General features: G+C 47.4%; 17 protein-coding genes. 7 read left to right on the forward strand and 10 right to left on the reverse strand.

Annotated elements, in window-relative coordinates:
- Window positions 1-153: 153 nt before the first annotated feature.
- Entirely contained in the window at window positions 154-2,046 is a 1,893-nt protein-coding gene (locus M0415_RS09380; RefSeq protein ID WP_011716030.1) for a methyl-accepting chemotaxis protein, read from the forward strand.
- Window positions 2,047-2,156: 110 nt separating this feature from the next.
- Here the strand turns inward: M0415_RS09380 and M0415_RS09385 are convergent, their stop codons facing one another.
- Window positions 2,157-3,554, reverse strand: coding sequence for a sensor domain-containing protein (locus M0415_RS09385; RefSeq protein ID WP_249554148.1), 1,398 nt, complete (start codon window positions 3,552-3,554; stop codon window positions 2,157-2,159).
- A gap of 345 nt (window positions 3,555-3,899) precedes the next feature.
- Between M0415_RS09385 and M0415_RS09390 the strand changes: the two genes are divergently transcribed.
- Window positions 3,900-4,793, forward strand: coding sequence for a DUF72 domain-containing protein (locus tag M0415_RS09390; protein WP_249556576.1), 894 nt, complete (start codon window positions 3,900-3,902; stop codon window positions 4,791-4,793).
- 12 nt (window positions 4,794-4,805) lie between these two features.
- Here M0415_RS09390 and M0415_RS09395 read toward each other — a convergent pair whose 3' ends face one another.
- The gene (locus tag M0415_RS09395; protein ID WP_249554139.1) at window positions 4,806-6,275 is read right to left on the reverse strand and encodes an inorganic phosphate transporter; all 1,470 of its coding nucleotides are present in this window, start codon (window positions 6,273-6,275) and stop codon (window positions 4,806-4,808) included.
- 248 nt (window positions 6,276-6,523) lie between these two features.
- Window positions 6,524-7,339 carry an AraC family transcriptional regulator gene (locus M0415_RS09400; RefSeq protein WP_342190631.1) on the reverse strand — a complete coding sequence of 272 codons (816 nt, stop codon included), beginning with the start codon at window positions 7,337-7,339 and terminating at the stop codon, window positions 6,524-6,526.
- Window positions 7,340-7,422: 83 nt separating this feature from the next.
- On the opposite strand from M0415_RS09400, the gene M0415_RS09405 reads away from it, so the two are divergent.
- Window positions 7,423-8,139, forward strand: a complete 717-nt coding sequence (locus tag M0415_RS09405; protein ID WP_249554135.1) for a type 1 glutamine amidotransferase — start codon at window positions 7,423-7,425, stop codon at window positions 8,137-8,139.
- 87 nt (window positions 8,140-8,226) lie between these two features.
- Here M0415_RS09405 and M0415_RS09410 read toward each other — a convergent pair whose 3' ends face one another.
- The 5 genes from M0415_RS09410 to M0415_RS09430 all read right to left on the reverse strand — a co-directional run bounded on the left by M0415_RS09410 (window position 8,227) and on the right by M0415_RS09430 (window position 13,684).
- Complete coding sequence (locus M0415_RS09410) at window positions 8,227-9,903, reverse strand: OpgD/OpgG family glucan biosynthesis protein (protein ID WP_249554133.1); 1,677 nt, start codon at window positions 9,901-9,903, stop codon at window positions 8,227-8,229.
- Window positions 9,904-10,159: 256 nt separating this feature from the next.
- The gene (locus M0415_RS09415; RefSeq protein WP_011716023.1) at window positions 10,160-11,635 is read right to left on the reverse strand and encodes a carbon starvation CstA family protein; all 1,476 of its coding nucleotides are present in this window, start codon (window positions 11,633-11,635) and stop codon (window positions 10,160-10,162) included.
- Between the two features lie 225 nt (window positions 11,636-11,860).
- Window positions 11,861-12,337, reverse strand: coding sequence for a GNAT family N-acetyltransferase (locus tag M0415_RS09420; protein WP_249554131.1), 477 nt, complete (start codon window positions 12,335-12,337; stop codon window positions 11,861-11,863).
- 178 nt (window positions 12,338-12,515) lie between these two features.
- Window positions 12,516-13,250: an LrgB family protein gene (locus M0415_RS09425; RefSeq protein ID WP_249554129.1), complete on the reverse strand. Its 735-nt coding sequence runs from the start codon at window positions 13,248-13,250 to the stop codon at window positions 12,516-12,518.
- Window positions 13,250-13,684 (reverse strand): CidA/LrgA family protein, encoded by a 435-nt coding sequence (locus tag M0415_RS09430; protein ID WP_023268403.1) that lies wholly within the window; start codon window positions 13,682-13,684, stop codon window positions 13,250-13,252. Before M0415_RS09430 ends, M0415_RS09425 begins: the two co-directional genes overlap by 1 nt.
- Before the next feature lie 120 nt (window positions 13,685-13,804).
- Between M0415_RS09430 and M0415_RS09435 the strand changes: the two genes are divergently transcribed.
- Window positions 13,805-14,695 (forward strand): LysR family transcriptional regulator, encoded by an 891-nt coding sequence (locus M0415_RS09435; protein WP_249554128.1) that lies wholly within the window; start codon window positions 13,805-13,807, stop codon window positions 14,693-14,695.
- Between the two features lie 3 nt (window positions 14,696-14,698).
- Here M0415_RS09435 and M0415_RS09440 read toward each other — a convergent pair whose 3' ends face one another.
- Window positions 14,699-15,523, reverse strand: a complete 825-nt coding sequence (locus tag M0415_RS09440; protein WP_249554126.1) for a hypothetical protein — start codon at window positions 15,521-15,523, stop codon at window positions 14,699-14,701.
- A gap of 374 nt (window positions 15,524-15,897) precedes the next feature.
- On the opposite strand from M0415_RS09440, the gene M0415_RS09445 reads away from it, so the two are divergent.
- Genes M0415_RS09445 through M0415_RS09455 form a run of 3 tightly spaced genes read left to right on the forward strand, consistent with a single transcriptional unit; the run spans window position 15,898 to window position 18,036 of the window.
- Window positions 15,898-16,632 (forward strand): basic amino acid ABC transporter substrate-binding protein, encoded by a 735-nt coding sequence (locus tag M0415_RS09445; RefSeq protein WP_249554124.1) that lies wholly within the window; start codon window positions 15,898-15,900, stop codon window positions 16,630-16,632.
- A gap of 5 nt (window positions 16,633-16,637) precedes the next feature.
- Window positions 16,638-17,318: an amino acid ABC transporter permease gene (locus M0415_RS09450; RefSeq protein WP_011625362.1), complete on the forward strand. Its 681-nt coding sequence runs from the start codon at window positions 16,638-16,640 to the stop codon at window positions 17,316-17,318.
- Entirely contained in the window at window positions 17,311-18,036 is a 726-nt protein-coding gene (locus M0415_RS09455) for an amino acid ABC transporter ATP-binding protein (protein ID WP_249554122.1), read from the forward strand. Before M0415_RS09450 ends, M0415_RS09455 begins: the two co-directional genes overlap by 8 nt.
- A 371-nt stretch (window positions 18,037-18,407) precedes the next feature.
- Here M0415_RS09455 and M0415_RS09460 read toward each other — a convergent pair whose 3' ends face one another.
- Entirely contained in the window at window positions 18,408-18,716 is a 309-nt protein-coding gene (locus tag M0415_RS09460) for a hypothetical protein (RefSeq protein ID WP_249554120.1), read from the reverse strand.
- Between the last annotated feature and the right edge of the window lie 95 nt (window positions 18,717-18,811).

Here is an 18,811-nt window from a genome sequence, read left to right on the forward strand (position 1 = left end):
TCAATTGACTATTTGCCGAGATTACACTCACAGCGCCATGAATTCCAATTTCAACCGTCATAAAAAGAGTGGCTTATCTATTCATGCTTTCACACTTTCAGCCGCTATACTCTATTAACGTTAGACAGCTAACGGAATTTAAAGGAATTACATATGAGATCAACACTCAAAACCCGCTTACTCTTTAGTAGTCTCTTCGCCGTTCTCATTACTGTCGCAGTGCTGGTAAGCATTTCAAGTTACTTCATTAGAAATAATGCCTTAGAAAATACTCAACATGAAATTGATCAACTGGCGAACACCTTTGCCGAAGGGATTGGCCTGTGGATGCAAGATAGAAAAATGGCCATCACTAGTCTTAAAAAGACCATAGAGGCCGATCCCAGTGTGCAGATCACCCCTTATTTATTACAAGCCCATAATGGTATGGGATTCGCGCTGACCTATTTTGGAGATGAACAAGGCAACATGTATCGCCAAGATCCTGCGCTTAACGTCGCTAACTATGACCCCAGAATTCGTCCTTGGTATATGGATGCCAAAGCAGCCAATGCCATTGTGATGACCGCGCCCTATGTCAGCGCCACCTTAAAAAAACAAGTAGTGACCATTGCAGAACCTGTAACTGTCTCTGGTAGCCTGTTTGGGGTGGCGGCAGCAAACCTCACCATAGATCAACTCACAGATGCGGTGCAGCGCCTTCAAGTGCCAGGCAAAGGCTACACCATCATGGTGGACAAGACAGGGCTTATCATCAGCCATCCTAAAAGCCAGCTCAATAACGAACAACTCAATAAAATCGATAATAGTTTTACCCCGAGCTGGTTATCTCAACGTGCCAACGCCAATACCCTAGAAGAGCGCGAACTCGATGGCGAGACCCAACTTATTTATGTTGCGGCTGTGCCATCCACCGATTGGGAATTGGTTTTCGTAATGAATAAAGACGAAATCATGTCGCAGGCCACCACACTCGCTTGGTGGATGTCCGCCGTCGGTGCTGGTTTACTGGTGATTTTCGGCTTAGTCCTAGTCGCCATCTTCAAGATCCAATTTAAAGACTTAGAACGCGTTGCCTTGGCACTCAATGATATTGCCGAAGGGGATGGTGACCTAACGGTGAGAATTCACACCGCCAACAGCCACGACGAGATTGGCATCTTAGCCTCGGGCTTTAACCGCTTCGTCGAGCGTCTGCACGGCATGATCTCAAGAATGCACAAGATTGCAGGCCAACTGGAATATCAAGCCCAAGGCAGTAGCGCCTCGGCCACAGATAATAGCCAGCGCATCGCCGTACAGCAGGACGAAGTGACTATGGTTGCCACCGCCGTGACTGAAATGGCGAGCGCCACCGAAGAGATTGCCAGCAATGCCGAACACACAGCGCAAACGGCGCAGGATGCGGTTGGTCTGTCGAACCACGGCCAAAAACAAGTGATGCAGAGTCAGCAATCGATCCGCAACTTAGCCAACGAGGTCGAAACTGCGGGTCGTATTATCAGCGAGTTAAATGAACACTCGCAGAAAATTAATAGCATCCTGCTCACCATCAGTGGCATTGCCGAACAAACCAACTTACTGGCTCTGAACGCCGCCATTGAAGCCGCCCGCGCCGGAGAGCAAGGTCGTGGCTTTGCCGTCGTAGCCGACGAAGTGCGGGTGTTGTCGCAGCGCACTCACTCCTCGACCCAAGAAATTCAAGCCATGATCGAAACCTTACAGCAAACTGCGGGTAAGGCGGTTAAATCTATGACTCAAAGTCATGATATGGCTGAAACCAGTGTCGCCGACGCTAACTCGGCCAGTGAGAGCCTGCTACAGATCAGCAAAGCCATTAATGAGATCTCGGATATGGCGAGCCAAATTGCCACGGCCGCAGAGGAGCAAACCTCGGTCACCAGCGAAATTAACCGTAATACCGAATCGATTCGTGAGGTCTCTGAAAACCTCTCTATCGAAGCGCAAAGCTCTATGGTTCAGGCGCAGGAATTGGCTCACTTAGCCGCCTCGCTGCAACAGGAAGTCGGCCGCTTTAAGCTATAAGGACTGGCTAAATACTGCCGCAGTCATTCATCGAATCATCCATAAAAATCCCCGATAATCTTAAACTTATTGGGGATTTTTATTTATGCTAAAACTATCTCTTTTTACGTTTAGAGATGATGCGGGCTCAAGGATTCAAAATAGCTGGTCTTTAAGCCTTGATAGCCCATTTCAACCCGATTCCCCCCATTACGCTTCGCCTTATACATCGCCGAATCGGCGCAGGACAGCAGCTGTTTTTCATCCTTTCCATGTTCGGGATAAAGGGCAATGCCTATGCTGGGCAAAATATGGATCTGTTGATTGACTAATTCGAAGGGGTGATTAAGTACTTCAAGAATTTTTTGGGCAACGAGCAGGGTATTCTGCGCCGAATCGACACGCTCCAATAGGATCACAAACTCATCGCCACCAAAACGAGCAACCGTATCCGAGTTTCTAACGCAGCCCAAAATCCGCTGGGCAGTGATTTGCAGTAACAGGTCGCCTACACCATGGCCATAGGTATCATTCACCCATTTAAACTTGTCTAAGTCCAAATAGAGTAAGGAGAAATAGCTCGATTCACGATTCGCGCGTGATAGCGCCTTCTGGAATCTGTCATAAAACAACTCACGATTTGGCAAATGGGTGAGTTGGTCGTAAAGCGCAATATGCTCTAAACGCGCCAACATCTGCCGCCGCTCAATCGCGAAGGCGATTTGGGTCGACACAAATTCCACCAGCTCGCAATCTTGCTTAGTGTAGGCCCGAGAATCCGGAGTGCTATGCATGATCAGCGCGCCAATTATGCCCTTTTGTAGCTTTAGCGGGACCCCAAGCCAACTAATAGGTTGATTTTGAAAATCTTGCTCCTGAGCATGGGAAACGGGCATAGCAACCGGACAAATCAGCAGTGACTCGGCGCTTTGGATCACTTGTTCGGTAAACAGATCGAAGCTGGCACACTGCGCCCGATTCTGCTCGCCAACCCAAACTCGATAAGGAAAATCCAGATCATTAAGATCTTGATCATAAAGCGCAATGGCAAAATTCGCCGCCGGTAATAACTTGGCCATGATCTGATGAATATGCCGATACAGGGCTAAGAGATCTTCGGCCACATGCACGGCTTCTGAAATTTCATAGAGCGCGGCTTGGCGCCGCTCGGCAATTTTATTCTTAGTGATATCACGAGCCACGGCAATCCGCTGCTGACGGTCCTCGGACCAACGGGCGGACCAAAGAATATCGACGAGAGTACCGTCCTTTCGTACATAACGGTTTTCAAAGTCGAGCTTAAAACGCCCTTCCATTATGTCGTTGGCTGCGGCGAGAGTCCGTTCCCTGTCCGGTGGATAGACAAGATCTAACATCTGCATGCCGAGCATTTCGTCTGGGGTATAGCCAAAAATACGTTCGGCCCCCGCACTGACAAATTCAAAGTGCCCCGTTTTATCGACGACACAGATGGCATCCAATAGCAGATCAACAAATTGGCTTAGGGAAGTATAACCATCGTTTTTCACACAACTCTCCAACCATGCCTGCGGCTCATTTACATCTTCATACTGAGGCAATTTATCCCCAGTCGTTAAAGCTCTCACCACACAATAACATACTATTAGAGTAGGTTAATTATTATGACAGTTCCACGCAGGCTTAATCACTAAGCTAAGCACTGTAAGTTGAGGGTAAAAGCGATTTGACCTATATAAAGGGATTTGAGCACAATACTCACATAAAACGGCGATGATAAGCTCACAACGCTGATTTATCCATTGAATATCAGGCAATAAGTTTAACTAGGAGCATTTTTGGCGTCACTCAAGTCCCCTTCCCATAGCCCGCGGCATTTACGTCTCGGGCTTGCCATGTGGTCACATAACCACTGGCAAGAAAGTGTTTATGGTTCAAGCACTAAACAGGCTGACAGACTTGCTCGCTATGCCAGTATCTTCAACACAGTGGAAGGTAACACCAGCTTTTACGCGACGCCAAATGCGCAAACCGTGATGAATTGGCACAGTGCCACCCCAGTTGATTTTCGCTTTACCTTCAAACTGCCACAGACCATCACCCATCAAAGACAGTTGCAGGATTGTCAGCAGGAGTTACTGGCTTTCTTCCAAGTGATGTCACCCTTGGTCGAAAAAACCGGTTTGTGGAAAATTCAGCTCCCCGCCGCCTTCGGGCCAGAACAGTTGCCCGCATTAGCACGTTTTTTTGATCTGTTACCGCAAGGTTTAAGCTATGGCGTAGAGGTTCGCCATTTAGCCTTTTTTGCCAAGGGAGACGCCGAGCGCGCGCTAAATCGTCTGCTGATGGACAGACAAGTCAATCGCATTATAATGGACAGTCGGCCGCTATTTGCCCTGCCGCCCGCCAACGAGGCGATTATCGATGCCCATAAGAAAAAACCTCAGGTGCCCGTCCACGCTATCGCGACCGCCCATACGCCCGTGGTGCGCTTTATTGGCCAAACGGATGGCACGATTGAAGCCTTAGCGGCGAGCAACGATAGATTGCAGGTGAAGAATAACGATAGCTTTTTTAACAATTGGCTACGGCAACTCGCGCTGTGGATAAAAGAGGGTCGCGAGCCCTATCTGTTTATCCATACGCCCGATAACCAGACCGCGCCTGAATTAGCGGTACGTTTATACCAGCAGTTACAGCAACAACTGGCCGATGAGGTCAGCTTACCGACGATTCAGTTGCATAAGGCCTTGGTACAATCCACAGCGCAGATGCAACTGACCTGGTAAAGGGTATTGAGCTTAACCCCAGAGCACGTTAGCCAAGATAAACACCAAGGCCGATAAGAGCATGGTAATCGGCAGTGTCAGTACCCAAGCCAATAAAATCTGCTTAATGGTTTGGCTTTGTAAGCCTGAGCGATTAGCCACCATAGTGCCCGCCACCGCCGAAGACAGAATATGGGTGGTTGAAACCGGCATCCCCGTCACGCTAGCAATCCCAATCGATGCCGCCGCCGTCACCTGTGCCGCAATCCCTTGGCTGTAGGTCATCCCCGAGGAGCCTATCTTCTCGCCGACCGTATAAACAATGCGGCGCCAACCCACTAAGGTGCCACAGCCCAAAGCCGTCGCAATGGCCACTATCACCCACAAAGGCGCGTATTCGGTTGACTTAGTTAGGTCCTTACGCCATTTATTGAGTGATGTTAACTCCTTGGCGGGTAAGTCTAATTTTGCCACTTTGCGCGCAGTATCATCGATACACAGCAGCAGGCGACGCACTTCACGACGTTCTTCGACAGTCATCTCTTGAAAACTGCTGGCCTTATCTAAACGGCGATCGAGTAGCGACATGGCCGGTAACACGGTTTGTGCCGAGCAGTGGCTCAGTAAAGTGTCAGTCACATTCACTTGTGCTTTAACATCCACCAGATCGCTAATCACAGCTTGATTGCGACTGTAGATAGCCATAATACGGCGGTTAGCATCCTGTGTTCTTTCTAAATCATAGGATTGGCTACTCATGTCGAGGGCAAAATACGCTGGCGCCATACAGATCAGCACCAGCATCACTAAACCAATGCCTTTTTGGCCATCGTTAGAACCGTGGGCGAAGCTCACCCCCATGGCCGAGGCTATCAAACTGACGCGCGCCCAGAACGGCGGATGGCGTTTGCCATTAATCTGAAATTGTTCATCGGGGGTGCGGTGGATCTTGTGCTTTTGCCACACAAACTTCATTAGCAATAACAGTATCCCCGCCAGCACAAACCCCAGCGTGGGCGAAATGATCAACGACAGCATAATTTGCGTGGCTTTGGTGAGATTAATGCCGTGCAGTACAGGTTCATTGTGTATCCAAGCGAATGCGCCACCAACCCCCATAATCGAGCCAATCAGGGTATGGGAACTGGAGGCTGGAATGCCAAAATACCAGGTGCCTAAGTTCCAAATAATGGCCGAGAAGAGTAGCGAGAACACCATCAACAACCCTTGGGTGGAGTCCATTCCCAGTAAAGAATCGACGGGCAAGAGATGCACTATGGCATAGGCCACGCCAAGTCCACCGAGTAGCACTCCGGCAAAGTTGAACAGGGCTGAAGAAATCACCGCGAGGTTGGCAGGCATTGCCTTGGTGTAGATGACTGTGGCAACAGCATTGGCGGTATCGTGGAAACCATTGATAAATTCGTAGGCCAGCACAAATAACACCGCCAGCACTAAAGCTACCGACCAACCCAGGCCGATAGAAGTCAATATCTCAAACATGAATCGCTAACCTATAACGAGGACGCCACAGATTACGCCTTAGGTAGGCCTCTTTGACAGTGAAAAATTATTTAGATTTGCAAAAAGTGAATCAGTCCTCAATAACTCAGTTGCATGCTTGCAATTAGCACAGGCTTGATTTTATTCGGCCCTAATGAATATCTGGGCCGCAAAAAGATACAACGGACTGATTTAATGTAAGAAGTATCGATTAAATAGAGTGTTCGTCACCATAAATCGTCACAAGGTTATATCCCATGATCGCCTAATCGAAATCGCTGTGGCGTCACCCCAAAACGCTCCTTGAAGGCTTTGATATAGGATGAGTCATTTTGATAACCAATTTGGTGGGCCACATTCTGTATTGATAGGTCAGTAGCCAATAGTGATAGCGAATAGATCAGCCGCAAATGTTGACGCCATAATACGAAGGAAGAACCAAACTCCCTCACGAATAACCTCGACAATGTTCGCTCCGATGCCCCAACCATCTCACCCCATTTCACTAAAGATAAATCTAGAGCAGGCGTTTGAGTTAAGTGCTCAAAAATCAATTTTAGGCGCCTATCTTGTGGTATCAGTAGCTTAAAAGTCTGTTCCCCAGCACTATTAATTTGATCGTATAACACCTCAAGTAAACGCTGTATTGCCGCCAGCAGTATTGGATCAACATTCATTGGAGTGTTAAAAATACATTGTTTTCTGATCGTTAACACTAACTCCCTTAGGAAAGTACTCATAGCAACTGGTTTAATCGTGGCGCCATAATCTCGACCATACATAGGGTTCAGATAGACACCAATAAAGCAGGTATCAGTAATCGCAACAGACTCATGTATCACCCCTGCTGGCACAAAAAGCGCAGTGGTATGGGGAACTAGAAATAGTGACCCATTTGCCTCTGTCTGTAACAGGCCTTGAAGCGGAAAAATAAGCTGATGCCAACAGTGCTCGTGTAAAACATCCACATACCCTTTCTGCATCTCAATCGTTTTTACAAAGCAAGGCATATTAGGCGCTTGCTCAATAATAGCGTTAATCGAATCAGTTTGGCGGCTTAGCATCATTATTTGTCCATATGACTTTATTCAGCCAAATAAAAGGATTGTAGCATAGCGTTATCCCATAAAAGACACAGGAAAACTCAATGCAGATTCATTGCATTATTCATGAAAGCTATGAAGGTCTAGGATATTTTAGTGATTGGGCCGCCAGCAAAAACTACAAAATGAGCTTTAGCAGAGTCTATTTAGGTGAAGCCCTCCCCGAAGATACTGATGGTTTTGATCTGTTAATTATCCTCGGAGGCCCTCAGTCTCCCGCCACATGCCAAAGCGATTGTCCATATTTTGATAGTCAAGCAGAACAAAGACTTATCAGGCAAGCTATTCAAACAAATAAAGCCGTTGTGGGGGTTTGCCTTGGCGCACAATTAATTGGCGAAGCATTAGGCGCCCGTTATCAAAAGAGCCCACATACCGAGATTGGTTATTTCCCCATAGAGCTAACGGCAGCAGGTAAAAATGATATTAACCTTAAGACATTTTCGACAACCGAAATAGTCGGCCACTGGCATAACGACATGCCAGGCCTCACTCCCAATAGCGAAGTACTCGCCACCAGTGAAGCTTGCCCACGGCAAATTGTACGTTACACAAATTTAGTTTATGGATTCCAATGCCATCTTGAATTTATCAGTAGTCAATTGACGCCACTCATTGCCCAAGAACAGGCTTTTTCCAGTACGCAGACCATGGCATACATTCAAAGCCCTAAGTTCATCCAGGAGCAATCAACGACTCGGATGAATCAGTTGCTGGGGCATTTTTTAGATAATCTAGTCTTAGTCTATCAAACTGTATAAACCCCACACTGGGTAAAAAGTAGCTAAAGCCAAAACAAAAACGCCAGCACAGGGCTGGCGTTTTAAGATTTAAAACTGAGTCACGGCTTACTGCAGATGACCGGCGTTATGCAACTCACGCTCGTTCACTGGTGGTGGTGTCCATTGGTACATCCAAGTCTCAGTTAACGGTTGACCATCTACCTCTAAGTAAACTCTGAGGTTAATCGGCTCAACGCTGTCTTCTGGTGGCACTAGGTCAAACATAGCGCGGTAACCGTTGATCGCATGTTGTGGGCGAGCAGATTCAATTTCAACACGACCTTGAGAGGTCGAAATCACCGCTTTCACTTGGGTATCTTTACCCAGCATAGGTAATGAACCACCAGCAAAATCAATCACAAAGCGCTTGCTATAGTACTTACGCTTTTGACCAACCACACCACCAATACCGGTAAAGGTATCGACTACACGAGCACGGGGTGACTGCACGGGTGGAATACCGCCCCAGTACATGTTGTAGCTGTAGAGTAACTCTTGACCTGGCTGAATGGGCTCTGCCGGGTTCCAAAACGCCACGATATTGTCAAAGGTTTCATCCAGTGTTGGAATTTCCACTAACTGCACCGAACCTTTACCCCAGTTACCCGTTGGCTCAATCCACAGGCTTGGGCGCTTCTCGTAGAACACACCATCATCTTGATAATGGTCGAAATTACGGTCGCGCTGCATTAAACCAAAGCCCTTTGGATTCTCATCGCTATAGGCATTGAAACGCAGGTTGCTTGGGTTGCCCAGCGGACGCCAAATCCACTCACCGTTACCCGTGTGCATGGCAAGACCGTCTGAATCGTGGATCTCTTGGCGCCAGTCGTAACCGGTACGGCGATCGTTTTCACCCACCATGTACATACTGGTTAGTGGCGCAACGCCTAAACGTTCGATAGCCTTACGCGGGTAAATCGCCGCATCGACCTTCATTTTTAAACGTTCACCCGGCTCGATATCGAAACGGTAAGCCCCTGTTACACTTGGTGAATCTAACAGAGCGTACACAGTCGCAATATTAGAACCCGGTTGTGGTTTCTCTAACCAGAAGCGGGTAAACATAGGGAATTCTTCAGGTTTAGGCAGCGCAGTGTCTACCGCTAAACCACGGGCAGATAGACCATATTGCATTTCTTGACCTACGGCGCGGAAGTAGCTGGCACCTAAGAAGGCGACCACGTCACGCTGCCAGTCGGTGTTGAACTGCATTCTAAATCCAGCAAAGCCTAGGTCTTTCGGTAGCTGGCTACCCTTCACCTTGGATTTACCGTAATCGAACATGGAAGACGAATATTCGATAAGCTTTGCCTTACCATTTTCCAATTGGTAAATATGCACAGGCGTATCGAAGTACAGGCCTAAGTGGAATAACTCGGCGCGAAACTCCGAATCATCCTCACGCCACAGGGCGGCTTTTTTCTTGAAATGGAACTGCTGGTAATCATCCCAGCTCATGCCCTGTAAGCTTTTTGGCAACTCGCCCTTATGGCTCACATAGGACTCAGTCGCCAGCGTATGGGCATAGCCTTTCAACCAAGCGTAGCTAAACTCTTCTTCCTGCGGTGCGCTCGCCTTACCCGCTGCACAAGCAGATAAGCTTAACAACACGCTGCAAGTGAGTAGCACACTGCCCATCATGCGTTGTAAACGGCTACGGGTAGACTGAGCTTCCACCGACGGCATCACCATCGGCTCACGATTAAAATGTCTTTGTTCGGGAAATAAATTGGGTTGCATAAGCAGACTCTGATTTGGTGTAACTTCCTGACACTTCTCTGCAAAAGTAAGCAATATTGCAGTGACTGCCCTGTGGAGAACTGTTGATGACAGTGATAACCATACCTCTATCTCCATCAGTTCGCCAGAATCTAACATAATTTCGACGCAATGGAATATGTCACAGTGACAATATTCAATACTGACGCCAGTTTATGAAAATAGTATTAAAAAGGGCTGCAAAATGCAGCCCTTAGCAGTCACAAAACCAATGAGGTTAAGAGTTTGTATCCAGCACTGTTTTGCGTTTGTTATGGGCAATAATCAAGGCCACTAAACACACCACACCGACCGCAATCCCCACTGGTTGACTCAGTGACTGAGGTAAGCCTAAACCAATACCCGCCGTCATGATGTAAGAGATGGTCACACAGGTTCCGGCAATCGCTGGCAAGCTCACGATCCAATGGAAGCTGCCTCTATCGAACAGGTACTTAGTCGCCAACCACAGCACGCTTGTCGATAACAGCATGTTTGAGAAAGCGAAATAACGCCAGATCAAGGAGAAGTCGATCTTAGTCATAAAGTAAGCGATAGTCAGGATAGGCGCCGCCACCAGTAAACGGTTACGCATACTCTGTGGGATATTAAAGGCGTCGATAATAGTGAGACGTAGCGATCTAAACGCAGTATCACCCGATGTAATAGGGAATACAGCCACTGCAATAATCGCCATCACACCGCCTAATACGCCAAGATAGCTAGTCGCCACTTGGTTAACCACTAGGCCTGGACCACCTTGGTCGAGTAAGCTCTTAAGCTCAACATAACCACCAGGGAAGGCCGCAATCCCCGCAGTCGCCCACACACAAGCCACTACACCTTCAGCCACCATAGCGCCATAGTAAACGGGGCGAACGTATTTCTCGTTAGTCAGGCAGCGCGCCATGATAGGTGCTTGAGTCGAGTGGAAACCGCTGATAGCACCACAGGTAATAGTCACAAACAGCAATGGCCAAATCGGTAAACCGTCTGGGTTTGGCTCGAGTAACTCATTGTTGTAATGGCTGTGGTTGAAGTAAGCGAACACATCGCCCATCTCGGGTAACTGTGGCGCGCTGATAAGTAGAGCAACCGCAATCGAGGTGGTCATAACGATCATCAACAGACCAAAAGCAGGATATAGCTTAGTGATGATCTTATCGATTGGCAGCATAGTGGCTAAGAAGTAATAAGCCAAAATCACCAACACCCAGAAGGTGTTATTGCCAAAAATGGTGTCTTTAAAATAGTCGAGGTTACTTAACAGGCCCGCAGGGCTCATGATAAACACCACGCCCACGAAGAACAGTAACATCGCAGTAAATAGCAGCATCACGCCTTTAAAGTAGACATTAAAGTAATGACCGGCGATTTCTGGCAGGCTCTTACCATCTTCTTTAATGCTTAACACGCCAGAGAAATAGTCGTGTACCGCGCCGCCAATAATGTTACCTAACACAATCCAGAGTAAGGCCACTGGGCCATATAAAGCCCCTAGGATAGGACCAAAGATCGGCCCAACCCCGGCAACGTTTAAGAATTGGATCAAAAACGCTTTGGCTGGGTGAACGGGCACATAGTCCACGCCATCTTCGAATCTTGCTTGGGGTGTTTGCGCTTTAGGATCAATCCCCGCTTGGCGCTCAACAAACGGGCTATAAAACTTGTATGCCAGCACTAAGAGCGCAAGACATAAGAAGAAAATAAACATTATTTAATTATCCATACTTTAGTAGGAGGTGATTAAATGGAGAGTTTCATTGAGTTAGCCAATGAGGTCAAGCCATCAGGTACTAGACTAAAGTCGGGTTGATAAATCTAAATTTACGATAAAACACGTATATCTAAATAGATTTCTTAAATAATGTTCTCCTAAAAATAAACCAAAGCCACAGGAAAAGCGTTTTAAACTATTGGCTAGCGTGACTGTTTAGCATCAGGCCAGTACAAACTCAAACAAGGGCGCCGCATCATCCTCTTCTTGAATGAGTCTGTCCGTCTTTACAAATCCGTGGCGCAGTAACACCCGCTGGGACGCAAGATTATGCTGAGCCACATGGGCAAAGAGCGGCTTTGAGGTCACTAAAGGTAAAAACGCGCTTAAGGTTAGGGTTGCTACCCCACGTCCCCAAAATGCACGGTCAATCCAGTAGCCAATCATCGCCTGACCATCCATATGCCAATGGCCGATATTGCCAACGAGCAAGCCATCGACTTCTATCCCCCGTGCCAGCACCGATGCCTGCCCGAGGATATTTTGCTGCCAATGAAGGTAAAACGCCTCACGATCCCGCGAGGGAAACTGTGCCAGTTGGGATGCTATCGGATCCTGCTGATGGGTGAAGATCAACTCCAAATCGTCTTGTCCTATGGGTCTCAATGTCACATTCGATACCCGTGTTTGCTTGTCCATCCTATATCCCTATTCGATTTCGTTATCATTCTATTTTACATTCGCCGCCAGCTAAAAAAATGGGCGCATAACCCAGCAGAGGTTAGCGCCCTAAGAGGCAAAACAACATCATTTAAACAAACAAAATAGCAATAAGGTGGAGAGGATTAACGCAAACTCAGCACACCACTCTCGAACATTAACTGAAGATCACTGCAAATACGGGCGCGCCCAGCACCATGACAATCCCGATAAAAATCATGGTTAAACTGGCAATAACCCCCTCTTGCTGACCTAACTCACTGGCTTTAGCAGCGCCCGCACCGTGGGCCGAGGCACCCAAGGCTACGCCTTTACCTAAAGACGTACGAATGTGCATCAGCTTGAACAGCGGCTCGCACACTAACATGCCGATAATGCCGGTGATGAGCACCATCATGGCGGTCAGTTCTGGCACTCCGCCAAAGGCGCTTGTGGCCTCCATCGCAAAGGGCGTGGATACCGAACGCACCAACAAGCTCTTAGATAGCTCCACCGGCAGCGGCACAAATTTCACTAACAGCCAGCTGGAAATCATGCCCAGCAACAGTCCCGCTATCACCCCAAGGGCAATGGTCAACGGATATTGGCGAATAAGTTTACGCTCCCGATAAATCGGTAAAGCAAATGCGATCGTCGCTGGCGCTAACATCGCCATTAACCAATGGGTATATTCAAAATAAGTGGGCAGTGGAATATCGAGATTAAACACTAAGAGCGTTATCACCACAGGCGCGAGCACAATCGGCGCCAACCACCACACACGGTGGAGCCTGTATAAACGCTTGGCCGCAAAGTAACAGAACAGCGTTAATAACAAGCTGATAAGCGCCAATCCCGTCTGCGAAAACAGCAACTCAGAAACAGCCGAAGGGTTTAAGTTAAGGCTCGACATTAGGCGGCCTTAGCATGGCGACGTGCATGCTTTTTGATATTGAGTTGACGCTCGAAACGAAATACTCGGTCAACCACAAATCCTGTGCCCACCATCACGCACACACTGCCCATGACTAAGGTGAAGAGAATATTCACCCCATATTGTTCAAACAGGCCTTCGTACTTGATCACAGAGATCACTGGCGGGATAAAAAACAGCAGCAACTCACCTATCAGCCAAGCGGCACCAAGCTGCACAGCGTTTTCAGGGATTAACTTAGTCGCAAGTAAAATCAGTAAGATACCTAGACCCAGCACACTACCAGGCACAGGTGAATGCGCCCAAGTCGCAAACCAATGGCAGGCGAAAGACAATAAACAAAAGAGGCCAATTTGAGTTAACAATAAAGCCCCATGACGGCATCGACGTATTGCGGCTTGTAGGAAAGACATGCGGTTTCTCGATTTACACTAAAGTTGCTATGGGATTATTTTAGGCTTGCCTATTTGATAAAAAAAATGAATATTAAGAATGTAATCCATGAATTTTAAGAATGTATTATAGGGAAGATAATGGATCTTAAAGTGCTGCGTTATTTTATCGAGATCATCGATGCCGGCGGTTTTGGTAAGGCCAGCGAAAAAGTTCACCTCACCCAACCCGCCCTTTCCAAGGCGCTGCGCCAATTAGAGGAAGAACTCGATCTCGTGCTACTCGAGCGCGGCAAACGTGGCACGCAAGTTAAGCTCACCCAAGCGGGAGAAGTGGTCTATCGCCATGGCAAGGAGTTACTCGCTGGCCGACAACGCATGTTGGCCGAACTCAGTGCCCAGCGCAGTTTAACTGCAGGCGAATTAAAACTCGGTCTCGCGCCGCTTGGCAGTGCTGAGATTTTTGCTCCTATAATTGCCAAGTATCGCCAGCAATATCCGCAAATAGATATGCACCTGCTGGTGCGCGGTGGCGTCGAGCAAACACTAGCCATTCAAAAGGGTGAAATCGAACTGGCAACCGGGATTATCAACCTCGACGATGGTTACCACGGCATTCGGGTGTTTAACGATCCTATGGTGGTGGTGCTGCCCAAGGAGAATCCCCTCACCTCGCGGCCAATGCTGTCAATCCACGACTTAGTCGACGAGCCGCAAGTAATGTTTGAGTCCGAGTATACCTTGTATCAACTGGTGTTAACCGCTTGCCAGCACGCCGGATTTACCCCTAAAAACATCACTCGAGTCAGCCAAGCCGACTTCGGGATTGCCCTCGTGGCGGCGGGCACTGGCGTGATGATACTGCCGCGCTCTATCGCGCGGCGTTACAGTGTGTCTGGGGTGGTGAATATTCCATTGGCGAGCGATGAACTGCGCTGGGAGTTATCGCTGTTCTGGCGCAAAGAACAGGTATTGTCCTTTGCGGCAAAGGCAATGATTGCGTTAGTGGAGAAACACTTAACCCAAAAGTAATAACTACCAAGGCACGACTAAGCTAAAGCGCACTAAGGTATCGTTATCCCAAGGCAGAATGGGCAAGTAGTTAGGTGAGTGCACACTCTCCTTGGCATAGTGGTCTAGATTGTATTCGGTATGCTCCACATACAGTAACCACTGGCTGCCCTTCTCCCAATAATCCGTATCGTAACTCATGCTGAAGCGATATTGATTTTCAAGCCATTTATCACCGTCATTCCAGTTTTGCGCGGCAAAATTCATCTTTAACTTGGGCGTGATATCAAAACCAAAGCTGCCCATTAAGGTGTAAGCAAACGTGCCATTGCCAAAGTCACCCCGATCGTAACCACGGGTGCGAGGCACATCGTCATCGATTTCTAAATAGTAATAGCCCGCGCCCGCCTTTAACTGCGCCTGCGATTCTTGGCCTTGATAATTGGCGGTTAATCCAGGGAATAACTTGGCTTGCTTTTCGATAGAACTCACAGTGTTACGTTTACCCTGCAAGTCGACCTGCCAACCAAAAAAGAAGCGAGGATCGATATGGTAGAACTCACCCGAGGCCACATAGTCCGATTTAAACCACACGGGAATATGATCGGGGTCGAGATCGTCGGTATCGATGTCGATAAACATATCCAGCTTGGCGGACAGGTAAATATTCGATGCCGTGGTATGTTCAATCATGATGTTGCCGTTAAAGCCAAAGGTATGTGAACTCTCCTGTTCCACAATAAAATCGTGTATCCCCATGGTGTAATGCCACTGGGTAGATTCTTCTGCACTGACTGAAGTTACTAAACCTAAAAGGAGTGCCGCAGGTGCCAGAGTTAGGTATCTCACATTTCGCTCCATAAATTGCTATTTGTTCCTGCATTAAGATTAGATTAACGCGCATAATTTAATGAAGTTTTTACGATTTTTGTTGGAAATAGCTCATAAAATTTCATCGCCGCCTAAAAAATGAATAAAAGTTGCCGTCTTGTGCACAAGTTTACACCGCCAAATTGCTATCCACGGTCATCCTAAACAATTCGCTAACGCTTTAAAAACGTATTGATATCAACCCAGCCTAAGCCTGTAGCCATAAGCTTCCCCTTATAAATTACCCACTTCTTAAATTGAATTTTTAATCAAATTTAAAGCATAATTATTGACACCTATACTGCATATCCCTATAGTCGCCACATTGCGAGTCATTCAAAAGAGAGTCTTAAATGAAAAAATCCATGTTATTAGGCGGCCTAGCGCTGACTGCCACCTTGTTGTTAGCTGGATGTGGGAAAAGCAACGATGTTTTAGTCGTCGGTACCAATGCGGCATTCCCGCCCTTTGAATACGTAGGCGGACAAAGTGGCGACGAAATCAAAGGCTTCGACATTGAGCTTGCCAAGCAAATCGCTAAAGATGCCGGCAAGACGCTTAAAGTCGAAAACATGAAATTTGATTCACTGATCGTTGCGTTAAACTCTGGCAAGATTGATTTTATCGCCTCGGGCATGACCATCACCCCAGAGCGGCAGGCCAGTGTTAACTTTTCGGAGCCCTACTACGAGGCGACTCAAGTGCTGCTCGTGAATAAAGATAACGACACAATTCATACCCTTGATGACATTAAAGACAAACACTTTGCGGTGCAGCTCGGCTCAACCGCCGATATGATGTCTAAAAAGTACACCCAAAATGTCACGGCTTTTAATACAGGTTTTGAAGCCATCATGGAACTGAAGAATGGCAAAGTCGACTTAGTGCTATTCGACAGCGAGCCTGCGGCGAACTATCTGGCGAAAAACCCCGATCTCAAACTGATCAAGCTGGATTTTCCCCCTGAGTTTTATGGTTTTGCGGTGTCGAAGCAGCAACCAGAACTCCTCACCAGCATTAACAACACACTGAAAAACTTGAAAGCAAGCGGCCAGTATCAGGCACTCGTTTCAGCCCATATCAAGTGATCCCTATGTTAGAAGCAATCAATACTTCGTTGTTTAGCCCGATTGGCGACGACGGCATGATAGGCATACTGCTGATTTTAAATGGCTTAAAAGTCACCTTGATTGTGACCTTCTTCGCCATGTTATTAGGCGCAGTATTAGGCGTGGGTACCACACTGATGAAGATGTCATCTAAGTGGTATATCCGCTTCCCCGCTGAACTCTATGTTGGCGTCATCCGCGGCACGCCTGTGGTGGTGCAGTTAGTGATCCTTTACTTCATCGTGCTGGCAGCGCTCGATGTCGATAAAATTACTGCCGCCATTATCGCCTTTGGTTTAAACAGCGGCGCATATATCTCTGAGATTATTCGCGCAGGGATCCAAGCCGTTGATAAGGGTCAAACCGAAGCGGCACGCTCGCTCGGCCTGTCGCAGGCGATGACCATGAAGCTGATTATTCTGCCGCAGGCGATTAAGAATATTCTGCCCGCGTTAGGCAATGAGTTTATTGTGCTACTCAAAGAAACCGCGGTCATTGGCTTTATTGGCGGCGTGGATTTAATGCGGGCGGGCGAGATTATCCGTAGCCGCACCTTTGAAGACAGTATCCCACTCTTTACCTGTGCACTGATTTACCTGTTCCTGACCTACAGCTTCACATTTATGCTGTCGAAATTCGAAAAGAGGTTGAAGCAAAGTGATTAACATAACCAACCTACACAAAAGTTACGGCGATAATAAGGTCCTTAAGGGCATCAACGAACATATTCGCCAAGGCGAAGTGGTCAGTGTTATCGGCCCCAGCGGCAGCGGTAAAAGCACCTTTTTACGTTGCATCAATCTGTTAGAAAAACCCACCCAAGGGGATATTGAAATCGAAGGGCAATCCATTACCGCCAAGGATGCCTGTGTCGATAAATTGCGGCAAAAAGTGGGCATGGTGTTCCAAAACTTCAACCTATTCCCTCATAAAACCGTATTGCAAAACATTACCTTAGCACCAGTGAGCCTAAAGTTAATGACCCAAGCCGAAGCCGATAACAAGGCGCTGGCGCTGCTTACTCAAGTGGGTTTGCAGGATAAAGCCAATTCCTATCCTTCGAGTCTCTCGGGTGGACAAAAACAAAGGGTTGCCATTACCCGCGCGCTGGCGATGGAGCCGGATCTGATGCTATTCGATGAGCCCACCTCGGCACTCGATCCTGAAATGGTCGGCGATGTACTGGATGTAATGAAGGACTTAGCGCAAAAAGGCATGACCATGGTGATTGTGACCCACGAAATGGGCTTTGCACGCGATGTTTCCGACAGAGTCATCTTTATGGATGGCGGCTATGTGGTGGAGTCCAATGTCCCCGAGGAATTATTCACCCGCCCCAAAGAAGCCAGAACCCAAAGCTTTTTAAGTAAGGTGCTGAGGTAATAAAGACTTATAAAACATTGGAAGTTGAACAATGGTATTTGCTCGATGATACGCAGCATGCTTTGAGACAGAAGCGATTAATCTTTTTATCTATTTATGGAGTTTATTGTCATTGTTTCCCCAGTGACTCGCCGTGAATATATCCCTATAGGCTCGACGGCGACATCCATGTCGCCAACGGTCACTGGTGCCCCAATGCCAATTTTAACTACCCATTTGCGATATATACGTAAAAAGCAAAGGGACAAAAGAGAGTTAGATTCCTGACTATTATTTCCTAATTTCGGATTAAAACTTCTATTGAGATAACGCACACCTAAACGGGGAGCAACTTGTTGCGAGTCCAGCGGCCGCAATGTTTAAGGCGCTTGTTAGGGCTGCTTTGGCGCATAAATAAAAACGTAACTATGAATACCATTGCGTACAGTTTTGTTTCTTGGCGCTGGATAGATTTTAAAATCTTGGACTTTTAGCTCTGGCGTACCGGTGCTATTAACGGCACGTTGAGCTAACGGAATTGTTGTGGCCAATCCCTTTAAATTTATAGTATCCAGAGCTTCGATAAGCTTTTCATTCTGCGCGACTTCAATAACAAAATCTCGCCCGTTGTCCGAAATATAATATTTCGCTGTACTATCACTTAACCCAGCATCAAGCAGAATTTGACATTCTAGACTCATGTTTAACTCCTTAACCTTAGCGCGAGCAAAGGGCGCGTTTTTGATGGCGCTTGTTAGCCACCATTAAAAGTTAATTTATAGCGAGGTAAGCTAAA

This window comes from Shewanella sp. 10B (assembly GCF_023475885.1).
In the GTDB taxonomy this organism is placed as follows: Bacteria; Pseudomonadota; Gammaproteobacteria; order Enterobacterales; family Shewanellaceae; genus Shewanella; species Shewanella mangrovisoli.